Below are 16,808 nucleotides of genomic sequence, written 5' to 3' on the forward strand. Positions count from 1 at the left end.
GCTAAAACTTGATGTTGAGCAGGATGAGGAGCCCGAAGAGGGCGATGCCACAGCCGGAGAGGCGGTTGATCCATAAAAGCCAGGTTGCGGTTAAACGCTCACGCAGCAGGCTGACGCCGCTGACGAGGATGAGCCACCAGAGCAGGGAGCCGAGAAATATCGTCAGTGTGATGGCGAGCGCGGAGAGCGGTCCACTCATCGTGCCCAGACCGATGCCCGCGAAGATGAGCGCGAAAGAGAGTATGGTCATGGGATTGGTCAGGGTAAGCAGGAGCGTCGTCACATACGCGCCAGGTAGGTTGGCTGCGGTAGCGCTGTAAGCTGCCTGGCGTGCGGGAGACGTGAGTGCCGTACGGCAGCCCAGGTAGATTAAGAAGATGCCGCCCAGGAGATGAACCCACCAGTTCTGGTTGATGAGCAGGTTGGAGAGCGCGGTCAGGCCAAAGGCGGAGATGCTGGCGTAAAGCCCATCGGCGCTGGCGATGCCCAGGCCCGATACCAGGCCATAGAGATAGCCACGTGTTAACGTGCGCTGAATGCAGAGCAGGCTCATAGGGCCGACCGCTGCGGCGATAGAGATACCAATAAAGAGTGTGCGGAAGAAGGTCACGATATCCATCTGAATACTCCTTGCAAGAGGCTGAAAAAGGGAACAAAAAAACGCCAGACCTCATATCTCAGGTCTGGCGTTGGTTTTAGCCGTTAGCGGCTATGTTGCTCTATGGAGCTGTGGGAGAAGACATGCCCAGAGAACCAGACCTGTATAGGCGCTGGCTCTGTTGCTGTTGAATATATGTGTTTGTGCTAAGAAGTAGCATCACAGGCATGTCTTTACTGGCCGATCCTTTTACCATGTTATGCTTGAGTATAACATAGTTGGCGGGAAAAGTCTGCAACCGTTTTAGCACTTGCCAGGTCTTGACAGTATGTTGTATATACACTATAATAGGGACCAGACAGTATGTTGTATATACACTATAATAGGGACCAGACAGTATGTCTGTGTATACACTTTATATGGAGACCAGGATGATGAGCACCCAGAATGAGACAGCTGATGCCGGCGTGGTTGGCGAGATCACTCGCCATTGCCTGCTCACACGCACGCGCCGCATATCGCGCATCATGACCAATATGTATGATCAGGCCCTTCGGCCTTACGGCGTCAATGCTCCGCAGTTCTCATTGCTCGTGCTCATTGCGAAGCTTGGAGGAGCAAGTCGCGCTGAGATCGGACGTGCCAACTACCAGGAGCGCTCGACCCTGACACGCAATCTCGCGCTTCTCCTGACAGAGGGGTGGGTCGAGGAAATGGTTTCTGACCAAGGCGGTCGAAGCCGTCCACTGGTCCTCTCACAGGCCGGCAAAGAATTACTGGTTTCGGCAGCACCTGCGTGGCGAGCAGCGCAGGTGAAAGCCAAACAGTTGCTCGGCGAGGAAGGCGTGACTGCCATCGTCGGCGTGGCCGACAGCATCCCGCTTGACGAACTCGTGGAGTAAGCCCCCCAAAGCGTTGTATATGCAAGGTACAGTGCAGTAAATGTTGTATACACAACGCACAGTGTAACGAACCCTGTCACATCCACCTTGTGAAAAACGCAGTCCATAATGTTGTATATACAACAAAAAAATAGAACAAAGCCATCATGTCAACTTGAAAGGAACATACCATGAGCACCATCGTGAAAGCCGCCGCCGTGCAGATCAGCCCCGTGCTGTACAGCCGGAAGGGGACCGTCGAGAAGGTCGTGAAGAAGATCCGTGAGCTGGGCAAACAGGGCGTCCAGTTCGCGACCTTCCCCGAGACCGTCATTCCCTACTACCCCTATTTCACCTTCGTACAGTCACCGTACGACATGCTGTTGGGGAAGGAGCATCAGCGTCTGCTTGAAGAGTCGGTCACGATCCCGTCTGCCGAGACCCATGCGATCGGCGAGGCCGCGAAGGAGGCGCGCATGGTCGTCTCGATCGGTGTCAATGAGCGCGATGGTGGCTCGATCTACAATACGCAGCTGCTCTTCAACGCGGATGGGACGCTGATCCAGCGCCGCCGCAAGATCACGCCAACCTATAATGAGCGGATAGTCTGGGGCCAGGGTGACGGCTCGGGCCTGCGCGCCGTCGAGAGCGCCGTTGGGCGCATCGGACAGCTCGCCTGCTGGGAGCACTTCCAGCCACTCGCGCGGTACGCGCTCATTGCCGATGGCGAGCAGATCCACTCGGCGATGTATCCCGGATCGTTTGCCGGCCCGCGGTTCGCGGAGAAGATGGAAGTGAGCATCCGCCAGCACGCCCTCGAATCCGCTTGCTTTGTCGTCAACGCGACGGCGTGGCTCGATGCCGATCAGCAGGCCCAGATCATGAAGGATACGGGGTGTGCGATCGAGCCGATTTCCGGCGGCTGCTTCACGGCCATTGTGAACCCGGAAGGCCAGATCATCGGCGAGCCTCTCATAGCTGGTGAAGGCGAAGTGATTGCAGATCTTGACTTCTCTCTCATCGACTACCGTAAGAGACTCATGGACGCACGCGGTCACTACAGCCGCCCCGAACTGCTCAGCCTGCTGATCGATCGGACGCCCGTGTCGCCCGTCCATGAGCGCACCGCGTACCTGAAGGCTGGGGACTTGCGCGCGACTATCGAGGAGGAGAGAACCATCGAGGTCCTGTAATCTCGCCGTTTGTCCAGCCGGCCACCTGCCGCTCCGGATCCAGCATGGTTGGGGAGACATCAGACATACGGCCCACATCGAGGATCCATCAAGAGGCGTCCTGCCCGGTGACGATCAGGCCCGAGAATACGCCGAAGTCCAAACGCCTCCCAACCCATCTGGACCCAACTACAAAGTAAGGAGTATGACGATGAAATCTACACATGACAGCCCGATCCTTGTGACTGGAGCGGCCGGCAATCTCGGTGCTATCGGCCGCAACCTCACCGCATTGCTGCTCGCCAAGGGGCATAAGGTACGCGCCCTGGTCCGGCGGGAGGATGAGCGTGCCGAAGTGTTGCGCAGGCTCGGTGCCGAGGTTGTACAGGGCGACCTGACGGATCTCGCCTCGATGCACCGCGCGATCGAAGGGTGCGCGCGCATTTATTTCGGCATGTCCGTCTCTGCGGCGTATCTGGAAGCCACGGTCAACACCGCTGCGGTGGCGCGCCACCACGGCGTCGAGGCTTTCGTGAACATGTCGCAGATGACGGTCTCGCAGATGAGCATCACTGAGACCACAGACAGCTCGCAGCAAAAGCTGCACTGGCTGGCGGAGCAGGCACTCTCATGGTCAGGACTGCCAGTCGTCACGGTCCGACCGACGGTCTTCCTCGAAAACTTCTTCCTGCTCTTCGCCGCTGCGAGCGTACGGGAAGCCGACGAGCTGGCGCTGCCGATGGGCAGCGGCAAGACCTCGCCTATCTCAGCTGTCGATGTGGCGCGCGCTGTATCCGTCATTCTTGACGACCCGGTCCCGCACATCGGTCAGGTATACAATCTGACCGGATGTGAGTCAGCAGATCTCGACCACTACGCGCGTGTCTTTTCCGAGGCACTCGGCCGGACGATCCGCTATCGCGACGTGCCGCTCCCTCAGTGGACCGATACGCTTCGGGAGGCAGGGGTGCCTCCTCATGTCGTCAACCATCTCGGGGTGATGGCCGACCTCCATGCGCAGGGGCGTTACGACCGTATGTCTGACGACTTTTTCAAGCTCACCGGCGAGATGCCGACAAGCGTGCACGACTTCGTGAAGCTCCATGCCGCTGAATTCACGCGGCCTGAAACCACAGCTTGAGGGTTCAATGAGCGTGTAGGGACCGGAGGACGCGAATGCGGTATCGTCATCCTTCCCGATTCCAGTCAAATACTGAACAGTTGGGAATAGGCCAAATTCGCGCTTTCCGTAAAAACATCTGGAGACTTCTATGAAACAACGACCCCCATCTAAATGGCTAACCTTGTTCGCCGCCTGTTTTGGGCTGCTGATGCTCTATATCGATCTCTTTATTGTCAATGTGGCCCTGCCGACCATCGGACAGGATTTTCATACCCCACTGAGCACTGTCTCCTGGACCATTTCCGGCTATGTGCTCATGATTGGCGTGCTGCCGATGGGGATCGGTCGCATCGGCGATCTGTGGGGGCAGAAAGCGGTCTATTTGGCAGGACTGGCGATTTTCAGTGGAGCATCTCTGGCCTGTGGCCTGGCATCGACGATTGGAGCCTTGATTGCCTTTCGCGTCATCCAGGGCATTGGCGCGGCGATCATGACGCCCGGCACGCTCTCGATCATTATCCGTGCCTTTCCTCCGCATGAGCATGGTCTGGCGATTGGCATCTATGGAGGCATCTCCGGTCTGGGACTGATTGCCGGTCCAGTCCTCGGCGGATTGCTGGTGCAAGGGGAAAGCTGGCGCTGGATCTTCTTCGTAAATATTCCTCTCGGCATCCTCGCCCTCATGCTGACCGTGCTCTTTGTCCCAGAGGAACGCGAGGTAGGCGAGAGAATACCCGTGGACTGGCTCGGCCTGTTACTCCTCTCCAGCGGCCTGCTCTTCCTGCTCTTTGGCTTGACGCAGGCAGCTGATGAGGGGTGGACAATCAGGGTGGTCATAGGAAGTGGCCTGCTCGAGGTCGTTCTGTTGGTGCTCTTCGTCGTCACCGAACGGCGGGTCCGCTGGCCGCTCATTGACCTGGCGTTGTTTCGCAACGTCCCGTTTGTCATGGGATGTTTGAGTTTCTTCTTCTTCTCAGCCGCGCTCTTTGGATCGCAACCCTATTGGAGCCTGTTCCTGCAAAATACCTGGAGATTCTCTCCGCTGCAAGGTGGTCTAGCTTTTTTACCCGCGACGGGCCTGATTGTCGTACTCACCCCGCTGGCCGGAATCCTCGCGCAGCGAGCCAAAGCCTGGTTAGATGTCTTCCTGATCCTGGCGTTACTGCTGAATGGGCTCAGTTTTCTCTTTGTGATGGTGGCGCTCTCGCTCCAGAGCACCTATGTGAATGGATTGCTGCCAGCGTTTCTCATGCGTGGTCTGGCAATTCCTGTGTTTTCGTCATGTGCTACCCTCACCGTTATGAGTGCCGTTCCCAAGAAGTTGTCAGGGCTGGCATCCGGCACGATCGGAATGGCTCGCAATATCGGCACAGCCTTCGGGGTTGCGGTCCTGAGCCAGGTCTATCTCTTTCATGTCAATGCCACCATTCCCGCGTCTCTTGTCGCCAGCCGGACAGCCGCTGCTCAGTTTCGTGTCCTCGGTCAGGGCGCGAGTCGCCTGGTGCTCGAAAGCAGTATTGTTCAGGGCTTTAAACTGATTGCGCTTGTCTGCCTCCTCCTCTGCTGCGGGGCGGCGATCCTGGTCTTTCTCGTGCGCGCCCAGGCACGCAAAAAAGGGATCACCACGCCTACCCAGGAACAAGAGCCGCGGCTGTCCGTTTCCTCAGAAGGAGAAATCATATGGGATTGATTACTATAGGAGAGGCTCAATATGACTGGGCAAAGGAGAGAGAACAGATGACTACCATACAAGAATTGCAAGAAATCGTCGAGCAATTTGGATTGATTAATCTACATAATGCAATGTTTCATGTTGCTTATCTAACAACCTATTGATATCGTGAGAAGAGAGTATTTTTTCTATCGATTCTAGGAGGAACACATGCACGACCTTCTCGCACGTGCCATTGCCGCACATGGCGGCCTTGATCGCTGGAACACATTCAAGGGGGTAACCGCTACCATCGTCACCGGCGGGGGCTTGTGGCCGATGAAGGGTATCGAGCAGGATCCCAATCCTCGTGAGGAGACGGTCACGCTTCACGAGGAAACTGCGTCCGTCAGCCCGTTCGGCCAGCCGGACTGGCACACCGCTTTCACGCCCGATCGGATCGCGATCGAAACCACCATGGGTGCCGTTGTCAGCGAGCGCCTCGATCCAAGGGCCTCTTTCGTCGGCCACGCGATGAACACGCCATGGGATCCGCTTCAGCGTGCCTACTTCAACGGCTATGCAATGTGGACCTACCTCACGACGCCATTCCTTCTGGCTATGCCCGGCTTCGAGGTCGCTGAAATCGCGCCCTGGCAAGAAGGTGGGGAGCTCTGGCGCGGGTTGCGTGCGCGGTTTCCGGACGCGATCGCCAGCCATAGCAAAGAACAGGACTTCTACTTCGGCGACGATTTCCTTCTGCGTCGGCACGACTACCACGTTGATGTGGCAGGTGGTTTTCCGACGGCGCAATACGTCTCCGACATTGTGGAGGTCGAGGGGCTCCGCTTTCCGGCCAGGCGCCGTGCGTACGTGCGTGGGCCAGGTCTGAAACCGATTCGCGATCTGCTGCTGGTCTCGATCGATCTGAGTCATTTCCGGCTCACGACCTAATGCATTTTCAAGAGGCCCTTTGGTGTATTTTTAACGGAAGAATACAGGCTTCTGGGGAACAACGGAACGGATTTGCACAATAAGGGGATGAAGTATCTTAGGGAGTAGGTCGACAGAGAGCATATCAACCTGACAATGCAATCCTATCACTTAAAGCTGAAGGTTTTGCTGGGGCTCAGTCCGGGAGCCCCAGCTTGCAGCATCAAAGGAAGATGTGTAGCGACAGCGCGATGGGCGATTACCGTGTTTTGTTTTGTAACCAGCGTAATTTATCAGGGTTGGCCACGATGTAGATATTCCGAATGCGCTCGCCTTCAATATCGAGCAGCAGGACGCCGTAGGGACGGCCATCTACATAGCCAACGATGGCGGGCTGGCCATTGACCTCTTCTCTGCGCGACTGCATGATCGATAGCAGCGGGCGTAGACCGGCAATAGAGCCGCGTGCCACCTTGTCGCGTCCGCGAACTCTGTGTCCAAGGCGAACTTTGCCGCCGCTATCGCCGGTGAAGACAATGTCTTCGGTCAGAAGGCTTAGCAATCCCTGCATGTCGCCGCCGTTGCTGGCACGCATGAACTGATCGGTAATGCGTTCCTGCTGCTCAGGGGAAACGTTGAAGCGCGGGCTGCGCTCTCCCAGGTGCTGCTGGGCGCGGTGAAAGATCTGGCGGCAGTTGGCTTCGCTTTTCCCTACAATAACGGCAATTTCGCTATATGGATATTCGAAGACTTCGTGCAGCAAGAACGCCGCTCGTTCCAGCGGCCCAAGCTTCTCCAACATGATCAGAAAAGCGAACGAGAGCGATTCGGCCAGAACGGTTGTATCAACCAGCTCTGGCCGGAGGTCCGTGGCGATTGGCTCCGGCAGCCACGGGCCAACATATACTTCGCGCTGCGCTCTGGCTGAGCGCAGTTGGTTGATGCAGAGCCGCACCACAATAGTCGAGAGGTAAGCTCTGGAAGATTGTACCTCTCTGGCCTCCTGCATCCAGCGCAAAAACGCCTCCTGAACAATATCTTCAGCATCCGTAGCGCTGCCTAACATACGATACGCAATGGAAAAGAGCAGTACCCGGTACTGCTCGAATATTTGTGTGGTGGTTTCAGATGTGTTCACGGCTCTATCTGACCTCTAAGCTTTTACCCTATTTTACCTCCTATCACTTCAGTTAACAACTGGCGCTGCTGCCTCGCGTAGCAACAATTGCGCAACCTGGCGGGCACTACCGAAACTGGGATCAGCTAGGAAGCCCTCACCGATCCAATCGCCAATCAGATAGAGATTGCTCAGGCTCGGTACGCGTGAACCTGGTCGCCCGGCATAGCCGCCGTTCTGGGCTGTGGGAAGCATGCCGATCGCCTCGATGTGCGGCAGGTACATACGCTTGACCAGCACATCACGCCATCCCGGCTGCACGGTATCCAGCAGGTTCTCCAGGTCCCGCTCATCTTCGCGCGGGTCGCCCAGGTGCAGGGGGTCGAGCTGCTTGAACGTATGGATCAGCGCTCCTCCCTGGGGCGCGATCCGTGCGTAGACGGATTGTATCGACATAAAGCGTGGACGCTCCAGGTCCTGCACAACTGTGTAGCGCGGATCTGGCAGGCGACTCAAAGCGACATCCAGGCAGGCCACCCGTGCTGGAACAAGGGGCTCGACAATCTCGCGTAATGGCTGATAATTCCCGCCGTCCACCAGCTTTACCGCGTCGCGGGGGCTGGTCGCGACGATAACTGCCGAGGCACGCACGATCTCATCACTGTGCAAGCGCACACCCACTACCCGGTCCTCTACCCGCTCTACAGCCTCGATGCGGCACCCACTTACAATGCGTGCTCCTGCCTGCGCCGCCGCCGTGCGCAGTTTATCCACCAGCGTTTGCCAGCCGCCGTCAATATACAATATCGGATTCTTGAGCAAGATCTGCGTCCTTTTGATCAGCACATCCGCGCTCACCAGATCAAGTGCCGAGCTATAGACGCCGGTGCAGGCGTTTGCTGCCATGAACTCGCGCACTTGTGGGCGCCTCGTATTGCGCTCCAGCCATTCATGCACGCTTATTGTCCGCCACTCCTCCGGCTTCTGGCCAGCTATCCTGGCAAAGATGCCCATGAGTTCCAGTTTGTCAGCAAAGCTCAAAGCATCGGTTCGCAGCAGCGTTAGCGTATCAAGCGGAGCGATGTGCAGCTTGCCCGCGCGCAGCACGTGCACCTCTCCTGGTCTATGGCCGCTATGGGGAATGCCCAGTTCTCCCAGCACCTCCGAGGCCTCTCCACCCGAGTACAGAGCATGGATGCCCAGGTTAAACGAATATCCGTCATGCATCTGGGTGGTCGCCCGTCCGCCCAGTCTCGCTGACTTCTCAAATACCATCACGTCAATGCCAGCCCGTGCCAGGTAGCACGCCGCGGTCAATCCGGCAAGCCCGCCACCAACGATAATGACATCAGCTTGTTTTGTCTGCGTTTCAACATTCGACTCCATATATGTGTGCTCCTTTTGCAACTATTCAATATAGCGATTTGTTGCACACTAGACAGAACAGGGTTGGCATTTGTGACAAAATACAGGCCAGAATCTCAACACTGACGATTTTTGCCTCGAAGCTTAGCTTCGTGCATTTCGTTGTTGCCACTGTGAGATGTTGTGACACTCCGCATGGGCTAAATCCCAGCAGCTTCTGACACGGCTCCGTAATCGCTTCTGTGAGACATATCCCGTAGGGACTACTCAAAATGGAGGCGTAGTGTGGTCGCCATATCTGAGGGGAGCATACCCATCCGGCGCAATCCCCCCTGGGCGGTGCCAGGCCCGTTGGTGTGATCTCCTTGCCTGGCTTGAGCAATAGATGGTTGCCCTTCGCCTTCGGCATCCTGGGAGATCCCAACACCTGGGTCTTTCGACCCCCTCGTCGCACGTCGCGAACGAGCATGTGGCTTTTCTTTCAACGGTTCTTGGTCGCGCTCGATCAAGCGCTGCCCGATTCTCAGACTGGCATTGCGGTCGGCATGGTCGCGCATCTGGCATTGTGGGCACAGGCAAAGCGCCGCGCCGGGTGTGTATCCCTCAACCGGCTCGCCCTCATTGTAGCGAATGACGGGCGCGTGACAGCGATGGCATTGCCGACTCGTATGGCGCGGATTGACGCGGCAGGTGATGATTCCCCCGGCGTTCCACGCCTTGTACTTTGCATACTTGAAGATGCGCCCTTTCATCCAGTAGGCGCGTTTGAGGTTGCTGCGGCGCGAATACCTCCCTTTTTCCGGGCGCAGGTTGCCCAGATGCTCGAAGACCAGGATGCTTGCTTGCTGCTCGATGGCGAACTGGATAATGCGGGCGCTCACCTGGTGCTCGATGTGCTCATCAAGGTGCCTGATCTTGCGCCAGAGAGCCACATTGTCCTGTTCCCCTTGGGCAATGATGCCCGTCTGAGATCGGTTGCGTGCAATCCGTCCGAGCAATCGCTTCCTAAAGCCCGCTATCGCTGTGCCATTTCCAATGAAGGAAGTGGCCAGGATGGTGCCTTCGACGGTCTGAACGGTGCACACGGCGAGATGCTGGTCGAGGTTCACATCGACCGCGCAGAGACAGGTTTGTTTGAAGGCGATCTGTTCAACCACCTTGGTGGGGGTCTCCAACGCTTTCTCGATGGGAGTATGCAACCACCAGCGGTTGCCCTTGCAAACCAGGGACGGGCTTGCAAGGGCATATCCCTGGGGAAGATCGCGAGGAAGCGTCCCTATTTTGAGCCAGGACCAGCACGAGCCAGTCCACACTTTGAGCATGATGGAGTGGCCTGTGCGTTCTTCCCACAAGCCCGCATAGAAGGGCGCGGATCGGTTCCAGGTGCGCGGCGGGACCGGTGGCCGCTCTCTGAACGGCAGCTTCTTCTTGCCCTTTTTGCATGGTTTGGCCTCGTGTTTCTCTTTGCGAACGCGCCATGTGTTGAGCGAGGAGAAAAAGGCGCGAGCGGAGCCAAGGGCCGCATTGATGGCGGCGCGGCGGAACATCGCGGGAGATCTGGAGCGAGATCGGAGAGGGGCACAAGGGGATGGGGGTTCTTCTCCGTCGCATGGGTGAGATGCTCCAGGGCGGTGAGGGCCTCCTTGTTCTTGAGAGAGAGGATGCCTTCATGGGCCTGGATGACCTCAAAGTAAAAGGCCACGATACGGTTGTAGAGCGCCTGATGCTCTGTAAAGGCGTGGGCGAACTGGGGTGGATACTGCAACGCTTGCCTGATGGTTTTCGTGGCTTTTGCCATGTTTCGTCTGTTTCTCTCAAAAAATAGATTGTGTCTCTTATAGAGTAAACTCCAATACGTTGGAGGTGTCAAACATACGTTCTATATTGTGCTATGCAAGGGCTAAAGCCGGGACACGCCTCACTGCCGCCGTTGAAACGGCACAGTTTGCAGCGGGCTAAAGCCCGTTGCGTCAAGGTGCTCATTAATGCACTAGGGCTGTTGCTCCAGATTGCGCTTCAACCGCTCTAAGTGGCGCTGCGGTAACTGCAGATTGCCTTTGATCCCCGTCAACGGAGTACGCAGCCTACTTTGCACTCGTGTTCTCCATAGGAAAGTCAGGATGTTCTTCATGGGGTCTGGTGATTGCCAACCGTATCGGGGGCCATCACGTCGTCAATTCTAGAGCTGACGACGTGATGACTGGGTATCGTACTAGCAACTTTGCCGTCTTACCTACGCCAGCAACCCCCCATCGACAGTCAGGGATGTGCCAGTAATGTAGGAAGCTGAAGGACCAGCGAGAAAGACGATTGCCGCCGCAATCTCCTCAGGCCGACCGTAACGACCAAGGGCGATGGTTGAGACAATTCCGGGGGAGAACGGGCCATCTGCCGGGTTCATATCCGTGTCTATGGCTCCCGGTTGGACCACATTGACGGTGATCCCCTTGGGTCCAAGGTCTCGTGCCCACCCTCGGGTGTACCCGGCAATGGCCGCCTTCGTTGCGCTATAATCCGCAATACCCGGTATTCCCGTCCGAGAGGCAAACCAGGAACTCACCGAGATGATCCGTCCTCCCTCACCCATCACGCGCGCCGCAGCACGCACTCCCGTTGCCACGCTGGCAAGGTTGACCGCCATCAACCGTTCAAAGGTGGCCTCATCCCTCTGTGGATCGGTTATCTCCCCAAAAGCCAGGATCCCGGCGTTATTGACCAGGATATCAAGGTGTCCAAAATACGCAACAACTTGATCGATCAAGCCTGTAACCTGAACGGGATCAGCCTGATCTGCTCGAAAAGCGATAGCATTCACTCCCAGCTCCTTGAGTTGACGAAGAAGAGTCTCCGCCTTCGTGGCCGAGGACGCGCTGGTATAGCTAATGGCAACATCGGCTCCCTGCTCAGCAAGGGCACGCGCTGTTGCTGCTCCAATGCCACGTGATCCGCCGGTGACCAATGCCACCTTCCCACTCAATGTCTGTGTCATGGTTCTCTGCTCCATTTTGCTCTTTGTATTTTTTGACCTCTCATCGAGAGAATGTATTTCCACCCCTCCAGATGTCAGAACACGTCCTGAAGACTTGGAATAGGACTGAAATGACCTCAGTGCTTCACAAAAAGGGACATATGCCCCTATCAGAAAAAAAGAAAAATCGATACAATAGGCTCGCTTTCTCCTAAAATTTCGAACCGTTGAGAACAGGATCATAGATCTGTATGCTGTCACCAGCGTATATCATCGTGGGTTCCTGTCTCCAGAACCAGGATGAGCACACCAGTCAGCAAGCGCAGGCATCTTCGCCTTTTTTAAAGGGTGCATATACCCCTTTTTGGCAAAAACTAGAGCAATAGCTCCAACACTTCAACTTTTTTCAGTTCAGCAAGCAGGGCTTGCGTCTGCTGCTCGCCGAAGTGGGCCATCACCTGCTTTTGCGCCTGCAGCCAATAGGGATGAGCCTCTATCAGCGCCTGGCGCCCCTGCTCAGTCAGGCGTACCACTCGCGTCCGTCGATCACTCCCCGCTTCAACGGTCACCAGGCCCTGGCTTTCAAGCGGCTTCAACGCACGGGCAAGCGCACTTCGATCCATAGCTAATTTCTCAGCCAGGTGCATCACCGTTTCTTGTTCTGAGAGTGCAATCACCACCAACACGGTATGTTGAGTCATGCGTAATCCGGTCGGTTGCAAGCACCGATCATAGAATTGTGTAATCACACGTGCAGCCTTGCGCACCTGTGAACAAGCACACGCTTCTGCGAACGCCTTCAAGGCCGTTGTATCGAGTTCATGTCTTTCCTTTTCCATGGATAGGAGTATATACCCCTATTTTTGCCGTGTCAAGTTCCTGCATTCCACATAATTCGTATAGACAAATGCAAATACATGCCCTAGAATGTTATATTTGTTTGGAGCTGAAATTTTCCGGGTGCGATCTTGATCCCTGGCTATGAGTTTGTCTAAATAAAAGATTATGCTATGCCTCTATGTAAGCAAAGGAGCTGTATATGTTGTCTATGCCAACACTGCTATCGCGAGTGGCGGAACTACCTGCGAAACGTTTGTATCTGGTTGCTGGTCCTGCTGCCTCGGGCAAGACTACCTTCTCCCTGGCCCTGGCGCGCTATCTGGGCGCGGCCCTGCTCTCGATGGATCACTATTACGTGGATGAGGAGCAGGTGGTGAGAGAGTACGATGAAAAGTATGGGCTGGTGCCGCAGTGGGAGAGTCCAGAGGCTTATAACGTAGAGCGTATGCAGCAGGATATATGCGAGCTGCTGCGCACAGGCCATGCAAAGATTCCTCACTACAGTTTCGTGGAGAACCGCAAGGTGGGCGAGCAGGAGATGAGCCTGGGCCTGGAGCAGCCTCTGATTGTCGAGGGGTTGTACGCGATCCGTTTTGAGCCCTTATTTCGTGAACTGACGGATTCGTTTGTGTCGCTGTATATTCAAGCCGAGACAGAGGTCCGGCGTGCGCGTTCTCGTGTGCGTGATGTCGTTGAGCGTGGAAAACTACCCGAGGAGTTTGAGAAGCGCTACCATTTTGTCTCGCTGGGCGAACAGCGCTGGGGACTCTCACAGATGCGGGAGGCCAATTTTGTGGTGGAGGCAAATGAGGAGACGCGAGAGTGTTTTTTTCTGTAAAGCCTCTTCTTATTTTCGTCGCTAATGGAGGCTGCAGTACGAGATGTCAGGAAGAAAGCGCCAGATGAAAATTGCCTTTATTGGCACAAGTTGTGTGGGCAAAACAACGTTACTAGAACGGTACAGAGAGACATTCAAAAATGATCCAGGAGTGGCATTCGTTGCGGAAGCGGCAAGAATGTTTTTCGCAAATCATGCGACCTCTGATCGATTCTCTGTTGAGACACAAGGAAAAATTCAGCTTCTCGCCCTCAGAAACGAGCAGGAGGCGTATGCAACTGGAGCACATCTTCTCTTCTGCGACAGGTCTGTGCTTGACGCAGTCGTCTATGTAAGAGCCTGCGGTGATAAACTGGGCGCAAACAAGCTCTTTGAGAGAGTACAAACGTGGTCCTCTACCTACTCCAAACTGCTTTTACTCGATCCAGTTGGTGTAGACTATGTGATAGATGGTATTCGGCAGGAAGATCTCGATACAAGACAGCAATTCCATGACGCTTTTATCCATTTCTTTGAGGAGACATCTCTTCCATATGAACTCCTCAATGGGACATTTCAAGAGCGATGTCGTAGGATCGATGAAATCCTCAAAGCTTTCCAGGAGGAGGAAAAAATTAAGCTGCCAGGGTAGCAAAATCAACCTTGAAAGTTGGGTGTGCTTAGCGGATTAATGCGTTTTGGGGAATATTCTTTACAGGCTCTACAGAGCACCGTGGTTACCTGGTTGCCGTTGGAATGCGCATCGTACATAATGGGAGAGGAAAGATCATCTAGTATGTTAGATGAACGAATGTACCTGTTAGTGAGCCAAAGAGAAGGTTGTCTTTCTTATGGGAAAACAGGATATGCTTGCAGCAGATGGACTGCGTAGAGAAGACCTCGCGCTTATTACCGGGCGCGCCCATTACGTCGATGATATACGCCTACCGGAGGGGCGACCGGCGTCCCTGCATATGGCGGTTGTGCGCAGCATCTATGCCCACGCTATGCTTGGGCAGATCGATGTGGAGGCGGCGCGAGCGCTACCGGGAGTCGTGGGAGCATTTACGGGTGAGGAGCTGGTGAGTGATATGCCCATCCTCGAACCCGCGCCTATGCCAGGCCTGAAGAAGCCGCAGCGGCGTCCCATGGCTCTGCAACGAGTACGCTATGTAGGTGATCCCGTGGCGGTCGTGCTCGCAGAGAGTCCAGCCCTTGCAGCCGATGCGCGCGACCTGGTCGATATCAGCTATGAACCCCTGCCAGCCGTAAGCGATCCCGAGGAGGCACTCGCGCCTGGTGCTCCCCTGCTCTATGAAGAATTTGGCTCAAACATCGCCGTGCAGACGCATGCTAGCGGGGGTGATATCGAGGCCGCCTTTGCCCAGGCTGAGCATACAACGCGCTTTCGCGTTGTGAACCAGCGTATCGCCCCTAGCTCGCTTGAGCCACGTGGATGCCTATTTGACTTTGATCCCGCAACGGGCGAGCTAACAGCCTGGTTATCTTCACAGTCCATCTACCGCGCCAGAGATACCCTGGCGCATTTCCTGCACATCGCTCGCGAGAAGATTCATGTGTATAATGCCGAGGTGGGTGGGGGCTTTGGCTCCAAGGCGGGTTTTGTGGGCGAGGAGCTGGTTGCTGCCGCGCTCGCCGTCAGGTATGGACGGCCAGTGAAATGGATCGAGAGCCGCAGCGAGAATTTGCAGGCGCAGACGCAGGGACGAGGGCAGATCAATTATATCGAAGCAGCCTTCCAAGGCGATGGTCGCTTGCTTGGATTACGTGTGCATACGGTAGCAGACCTGGGGGCTTTTCTCGCCGCGATTACCGCTATGGTTCCGCATGGCACGGCCTATCTGCTGAGTGGCCCCTACCAGGTACAGGCTATTGATGTACAGATGGTTGGCGTCTACACTAATAAGGTTGCGACCGCGCCCTACCGAGGCGCGGGCCGACCAGAGGCGGCATATATCCTGGAACGCACACTGGATCGCATCGCACATATCTTAAAGTTCGATCCCGCCGAGGTGCGACAGCGGAACTTTATCGCCGCGAACGACTTTCCTCATCGGACAGTCATGGGCATGAGCTATGAGAGCGGCAACTACCAGGCTGGCCTGGAGCGCTTGCTGACCCTCGCAGACTATACTGGTTGGCGTACGAAGCAGCGCGAGCAGCGCTCCCAGGGTGAGAGCAAGCACCTATTAGGCATCGGGCTGGCAACCTTCATCGAAAACTCTGGCGGGAGCATGGGGCCGATCAGGCCTGGTATTCCCCAGGAGGCTGCCACAGTACGCATTCGGTCTGATGGCACTATCCTGGTGCAGAGCGGCGTGGCTTCCAATGGCCAGGGACACTTCACTGCCTTTGCCCAGATCGTGGCGAAAGAGCTGAATGTGCCTATGTCGCACGTTGAAGTTCAGATGAACGACGCCTCTCTGCCGGCCTTTGGCATTGGCACCTTTGGTAGTCGCACCACTCAGACCTCTGGCTCGGCGGTGCTGCTCGCTGCTCAGGCTGTGCGTGAGAAGGCCTTGCAGGTGGCGGCGCGGACGCTGGAGGTTTCTCCACAGGACCTGGTGCTGGAAGATGGACAGGTGATGGTGCAGGGCGTCCCGGCGCGCGTGTTGCGTCTGGGTGAACTGGCAAGGATGGTTGAGGCGCAGCCTGAGCTGATTGAGCATGATGCCCCTAATCCTGTAAATGGCGTTCCTATCGAGGGCCTGGCTGCCTGGCGTGACTTTGTCTCGCCTGAGTCGACCTTCTCCTCGGGCGCGCACCTGGCGGTCGTCGAGATCGATACTGAGACGGGCGAGGTAAAGCTGGAGGCATATGTCGCGGTCGACGACTGTGGGCGCGTGCTCAACGAATTCCTGGCCGAGGCTCAGGTTCATGGCGGCGTTGCCCAGGGAATTGGCCAGGCCCTCTACGAGGAGACGCTCTATGACCAGGAGGGACAGTTCCTTACCAGTACCTTCATGGACTATGCCATGCCCTTCGCGCGGGGCATACCCGAGATACAAGCCGCCTTTGTCGAGACGCCTTCGCCCCGCAATCCCCTGGGCGTGAAGGGTGTTGGAGAAGGAGGCACCATTGGCGCGCCCCCGGCGGTCGTCAACGCCGTTCTGGATGCCCTGGAACCGCTAGGTATTCAGAACATCGATATGCCCATCAAACCTGAGCGGGTCTGGAGCCTGATCCAGTCCGCGTATCAGGGTATCTTGAAAGACGAAGATCCTGTGCTCCCCTCAGTCTTCCAGGCAGAGGTCAAGGCCTCCAACGAAGCTCCCGAATTCGGGTAAAAATACATGTGGTGTGGTGGGTTGAGTTGCCGCAG

The 16,808-nt window shown here is 56.2% G+C and carries 15 protein-coding genes and 1 pseudogene; 10 read left to right on the forward strand and 6 right to left on the reverse strand.

The genetic code is table 11. From position 1 onward, the window contains the following. Nucleotide 1: 1 nt before the first annotated feature. A complete protein-coding gene (locus JMJ04_RS39450; RefSeq protein ID WP_201375839.1) occupies nucleotides 2–619 on the reverse strand; it encodes a LysE family translocator in 618 nt (205 codons plus the stop codon). 410 nt (nucleotides 620–1,029) lie between these two features. Here JMJ04_RS39450 and JMJ04_RS39455 point away from each other — a divergent pair, with 410 nt between their 5' ends. The 6 genes from JMJ04_RS39455 (at nucleotide 1,030) to JMJ04_RS39480 (ending at nucleotide 6,379) form a co-directional block, all read left to right on the forward strand. Next, the gene (locus JMJ04_RS39455; protein WP_201375840.1) at nucleotides 1,030–1,500 is read left to right on the forward strand and encodes a MarR family winged helix-turn-helix transcriptional regulator; all 471 of its coding nucleotides are present in this window, start codon (nucleotides 1,030–1,032) and stop codon (nucleotides 1,498–1,500) included. 170 nt (nucleotides 1,501–1,670) lie between these two features. Then, nucleotides 1,671–2,672, forward strand: coding sequence for a nitrilase-related carbon-nitrogen hydrolase (locus JMJ04_RS39460; RefSeq protein WP_201375841.1), 1,002 nt, complete (start codon nucleotides 1,671–1,673; stop codon nucleotides 2,670–2,672). 190 nt (nucleotides 2,673–2,862) lie between these two features. Continuing rightward, nucleotides 2,863–3,792: an SDR family NAD(P)-dependent oxidoreductase gene (locus JMJ04_RS39465; RefSeq protein WP_201375842.1), complete on the forward strand. Its 930-nt coding sequence runs from the start codon at nucleotides 2,863–2,865 to the stop codon at nucleotides 3,790–3,792. Between the two features lie 130 nt (nucleotides 3,793–3,922). Beyond that, nucleotides 3,923–5,464, forward strand: a complete 1,542-nt coding sequence (locus JMJ04_RS39470; RefSeq protein WP_201375843.1) for an MFS transporter — start codon at nucleotides 3,923–3,925, stop codon at nucleotides 5,462–5,464. After that, entirely contained in the window at nucleotides 5,455–5,610 is a 156-nt protein-coding gene (locus JMJ04_RS39475) for a hypothetical protein (RefSeq protein WP_201375844.1), read from the forward strand. The genes JMJ04_RS39470 and JMJ04_RS39475 overlap by 10 nt, the downstream gene beginning before the upstream one ends. Before the next feature lie 46 nt (nucleotides 5,611–5,656). After that, nucleotides 5,657–6,379 carry a hypothetical protein gene (locus JMJ04_RS39480; RefSeq protein ID WP_201375845.1) on the forward strand — a complete coding sequence of 241 codons (723 nt, stop codon included), beginning with the start codon at nucleotides 5,657–5,659 and terminating at the stop codon, nucleotides 6,377–6,379. A 238-nt stretch (nucleotides 6,380–6,617) separates the two neighbouring features. Here JMJ04_RS39480 and JMJ04_RS39485 read toward each other — a convergent pair whose 3' ends face one another. From JMJ04_RS39485 to JMJ04_RS39495, 3 genes and pseudogenes are all read right to left on the reverse strand, one after another. Continuing rightward, nucleotides 6,618–7,496, reverse strand: coding sequence for an RNA polymerase sigma-70 factor (locus JMJ04_RS39485; protein ID WP_201375846.1), 879 nt, complete (start codon nucleotides 7,494–7,496; stop codon nucleotides 6,618–6,620). A 48-nt stretch (nucleotides 7,497–7,544) separates the two neighbouring features. Beyond that, nucleotides 7,545–8,861: a phytoene desaturase family protein gene (locus tag JMJ04_RS39490; RefSeq protein WP_201375847.1), complete on the reverse strand. Its 1,317-nt coding sequence runs from the start codon at nucleotides 8,859–8,861 to the stop codon at nucleotides 7,545–7,547. Nucleotides 8,862–9,103: 242 nt separating this feature from the next. Further along, nucleotides 9,104–10,542 (reverse strand): annotated as a pseudogene (locus JMJ04_RS39495) (zinc ribbon domain-containing protein). Here JMJ04_RS39495 and JMJ04_RS47480 point away from each other — a divergent pair. After that, nucleotides 10,429–10,665: a hypothetical protein gene (locus JMJ04_RS47480; RefSeq protein WP_236039020.1), complete on the forward strand. Its 237-nt coding sequence runs from the start codon at nucleotides 10,429–10,431 to the stop codon at nucleotides 10,663–10,665. The pseudogene JMJ04_RS39495 and the gene JMJ04_RS47480 overlap by 114 nt on opposite strands. A gap of 408 nt (nucleotides 10,666–11,073) precedes the next feature. Here JMJ04_RS47480 and JMJ04_RS39500 read toward each other — a convergent pair whose 3' ends face one another. Together JMJ04_RS39500 and JMJ04_RS39505 are read right to left on the reverse strand one after the other, a co-directional pair. After that, nucleotides 11,074–11,829, reverse strand: coding sequence for an SDR family NAD(P)-dependent oxidoreductase (locus JMJ04_RS39500; RefSeq protein ID WP_236038899.1), 756 nt, complete (start codon nucleotides 11,827–11,829; stop codon nucleotides 11,074–11,076). 353 nt (nucleotides 11,830–12,182) lie between these two features. Next, nucleotides 12,183–12,647 carry a MarR family winged helix-turn-helix transcriptional regulator gene (locus JMJ04_RS39505; protein WP_201375849.1) on the reverse strand — a complete coding sequence of 155 codons (465 nt, stop codon included), beginning with the start codon at nucleotides 12,645–12,647 and terminating at the stop codon, nucleotides 12,183–12,185. Between the two features lie 200 nt (nucleotides 12,648–12,847). On the opposite strand from JMJ04_RS39505, the gene JMJ04_RS39510 reads away from it, so the two are divergent. The 3 genes from JMJ04_RS39510 to JMJ04_RS39520 all read left to right on the forward strand — a co-directional run bounded on the left by JMJ04_RS39510 (nucleotide 12,848) and on the right by JMJ04_RS39520 (nucleotide 16,773). Then, nucleotides 12,848–13,486: a uridine kinase family protein gene (locus tag JMJ04_RS39510; RefSeq protein WP_201375850.1), complete on the forward strand. Its 639-nt coding sequence runs from the start codon at nucleotides 12,848–12,850 to the stop codon at nucleotides 13,484–13,486. A 43-nt stretch (nucleotides 13,487–13,529) separates the two neighbouring features. Next, nucleotides 13,530–14,117 carry an ATP/GTP-binding protein gene (locus JMJ04_RS39515; RefSeq protein WP_201375851.1) on the forward strand — a complete coding sequence of 196 codons (588 nt, stop codon included), beginning with the start codon at nucleotides 13,530–13,532 and terminating at the stop codon, nucleotides 14,115–14,117. A gap of 199 nt (nucleotides 14,118–14,316) precedes the next feature. Next, on the forward strand, nucleotides 14,317–16,773 hold the full coding sequence (locus tag JMJ04_RS39520) for a xanthine dehydrogenase family protein molybdopterin-binding subunit (RefSeq protein WP_201375852.1): 2,457 nt from the start codon (nucleotides 14,317–14,319) through the stop codon (nucleotides 16,771–16,773). The last annotated feature ends 35 nt before the right edge of the window (nucleotides 16,774–16,808 follow it).

It is taken from the genome of Ktedonobacter robiniae (assembly GCF_016587375.1).
GTDB lineage: Bacteria > Chloroflexota > Ktedonobacteria > Ktedonobacterales > Ktedonobacteraceae > Ktedonobacter > Ktedonobacter robiniae.

What these genes read in the sequence shown, in the direction of transcription:
- JMJ04_RS39475 (WP_201375844.1), top strand. Translation starts at nt 5,455, where the DNA reads ATGGGATTGATTACTATAGGAGAGGCTCAATATGACTGGGCAAAGGAG.
- JMJ04_RS39500 (WP_236038899.1), bottom strand. Translation starts at nt 11,829, where the DNA reads ATGACACAGACATTGAGTGGGAAGGTGGCATTGGTCACCGGCGGATCA.
- JMJ04_RS39510 (WP_201375850.1), top strand. Translation starts at nt 12,848, where the DNA reads ATGTTGTCTATGCCAACACTGCTATCGCGAGTGGCGGAACTACCTGCG.
- JMJ04_RS39470 (WP_201375843.1), top strand. Translation starts at nt 3,923, where the DNA reads ATGAAACAACGACCCCCATCTAAATGGCTAACCTTGTTCGCCGCCTGT.
- JMJ04_RS39490 (WP_201375847.1), bottom strand. Translation starts at nt 8,861, where the DNA reads ATGGAGTCGAATGTTGAAACGCAGACAAAACAAGCTGATGTCATTATC.
- JMJ04_RS47480 (WP_236039020.1), top strand. Translation starts at nt 10,429, where the DNA reads ATGGGGGTTCTTCTCCGTCGCATGGGTGAGATGCTCCAGGGCGGTGAG.
- JMJ04_RS39515 (WP_201375851.1), top strand. Translation starts at nt 13,530, where the DNA reads ATGTCAGGAAGAAAGCGCCAGATGAAAATTGCCTTTATTGGCACAAGT.
- JMJ04_RS39465 (WP_201375842.1), top strand. Translation starts at nt 2,863, where the DNA reads ATGAAATCTACACATGACAGCCCGATCCTTGTGACTGGAGCGGCCGGC.
- JMJ04_RS39520 (WP_201375852.1), top strand. Translation starts at nt 14,317, where the DNA reads ATGGGAAAACAGGATATGCTTGCAGCAGATGGACTGCGTAGAGAAGAC.
- JMJ04_RS39455 (WP_201375840.1), top strand. Translation starts at nt 1,030, where the DNA reads ATGATGAGCACCCAGAATGAGACAGCTGATGCCGGCGTGGTTGGCGAG.
- JMJ04_RS39480 (WP_201375845.1), top strand. Translation starts at nt 5,657, where the DNA reads ATGCACGACCTTCTCGCACGTGCCATTGCCGCACATGGCGGCCTTGAT.
- JMJ04_RS39505 (WP_201375849.1), bottom strand. Translation starts at nt 12,647, where the DNA reads ATGGAAAAGGAAAGACATGAACTCGATACAACGGCCTTGAAGGCGTTC.
- JMJ04_RS39450 (WP_201375839.1), bottom strand. Translation starts at nt 619, where the DNA reads ATGGATATCGTGACCTTCTTCCGCACACTCTTTATTGGTATCTCTATC.
- JMJ04_RS39460 (WP_201375841.1), top strand. Translation starts at nt 1,671, where the DNA reads ATGAGCACCATCGTGAAAGCCGCCGCCGTGCAGATCAGCCCCGTGCTG.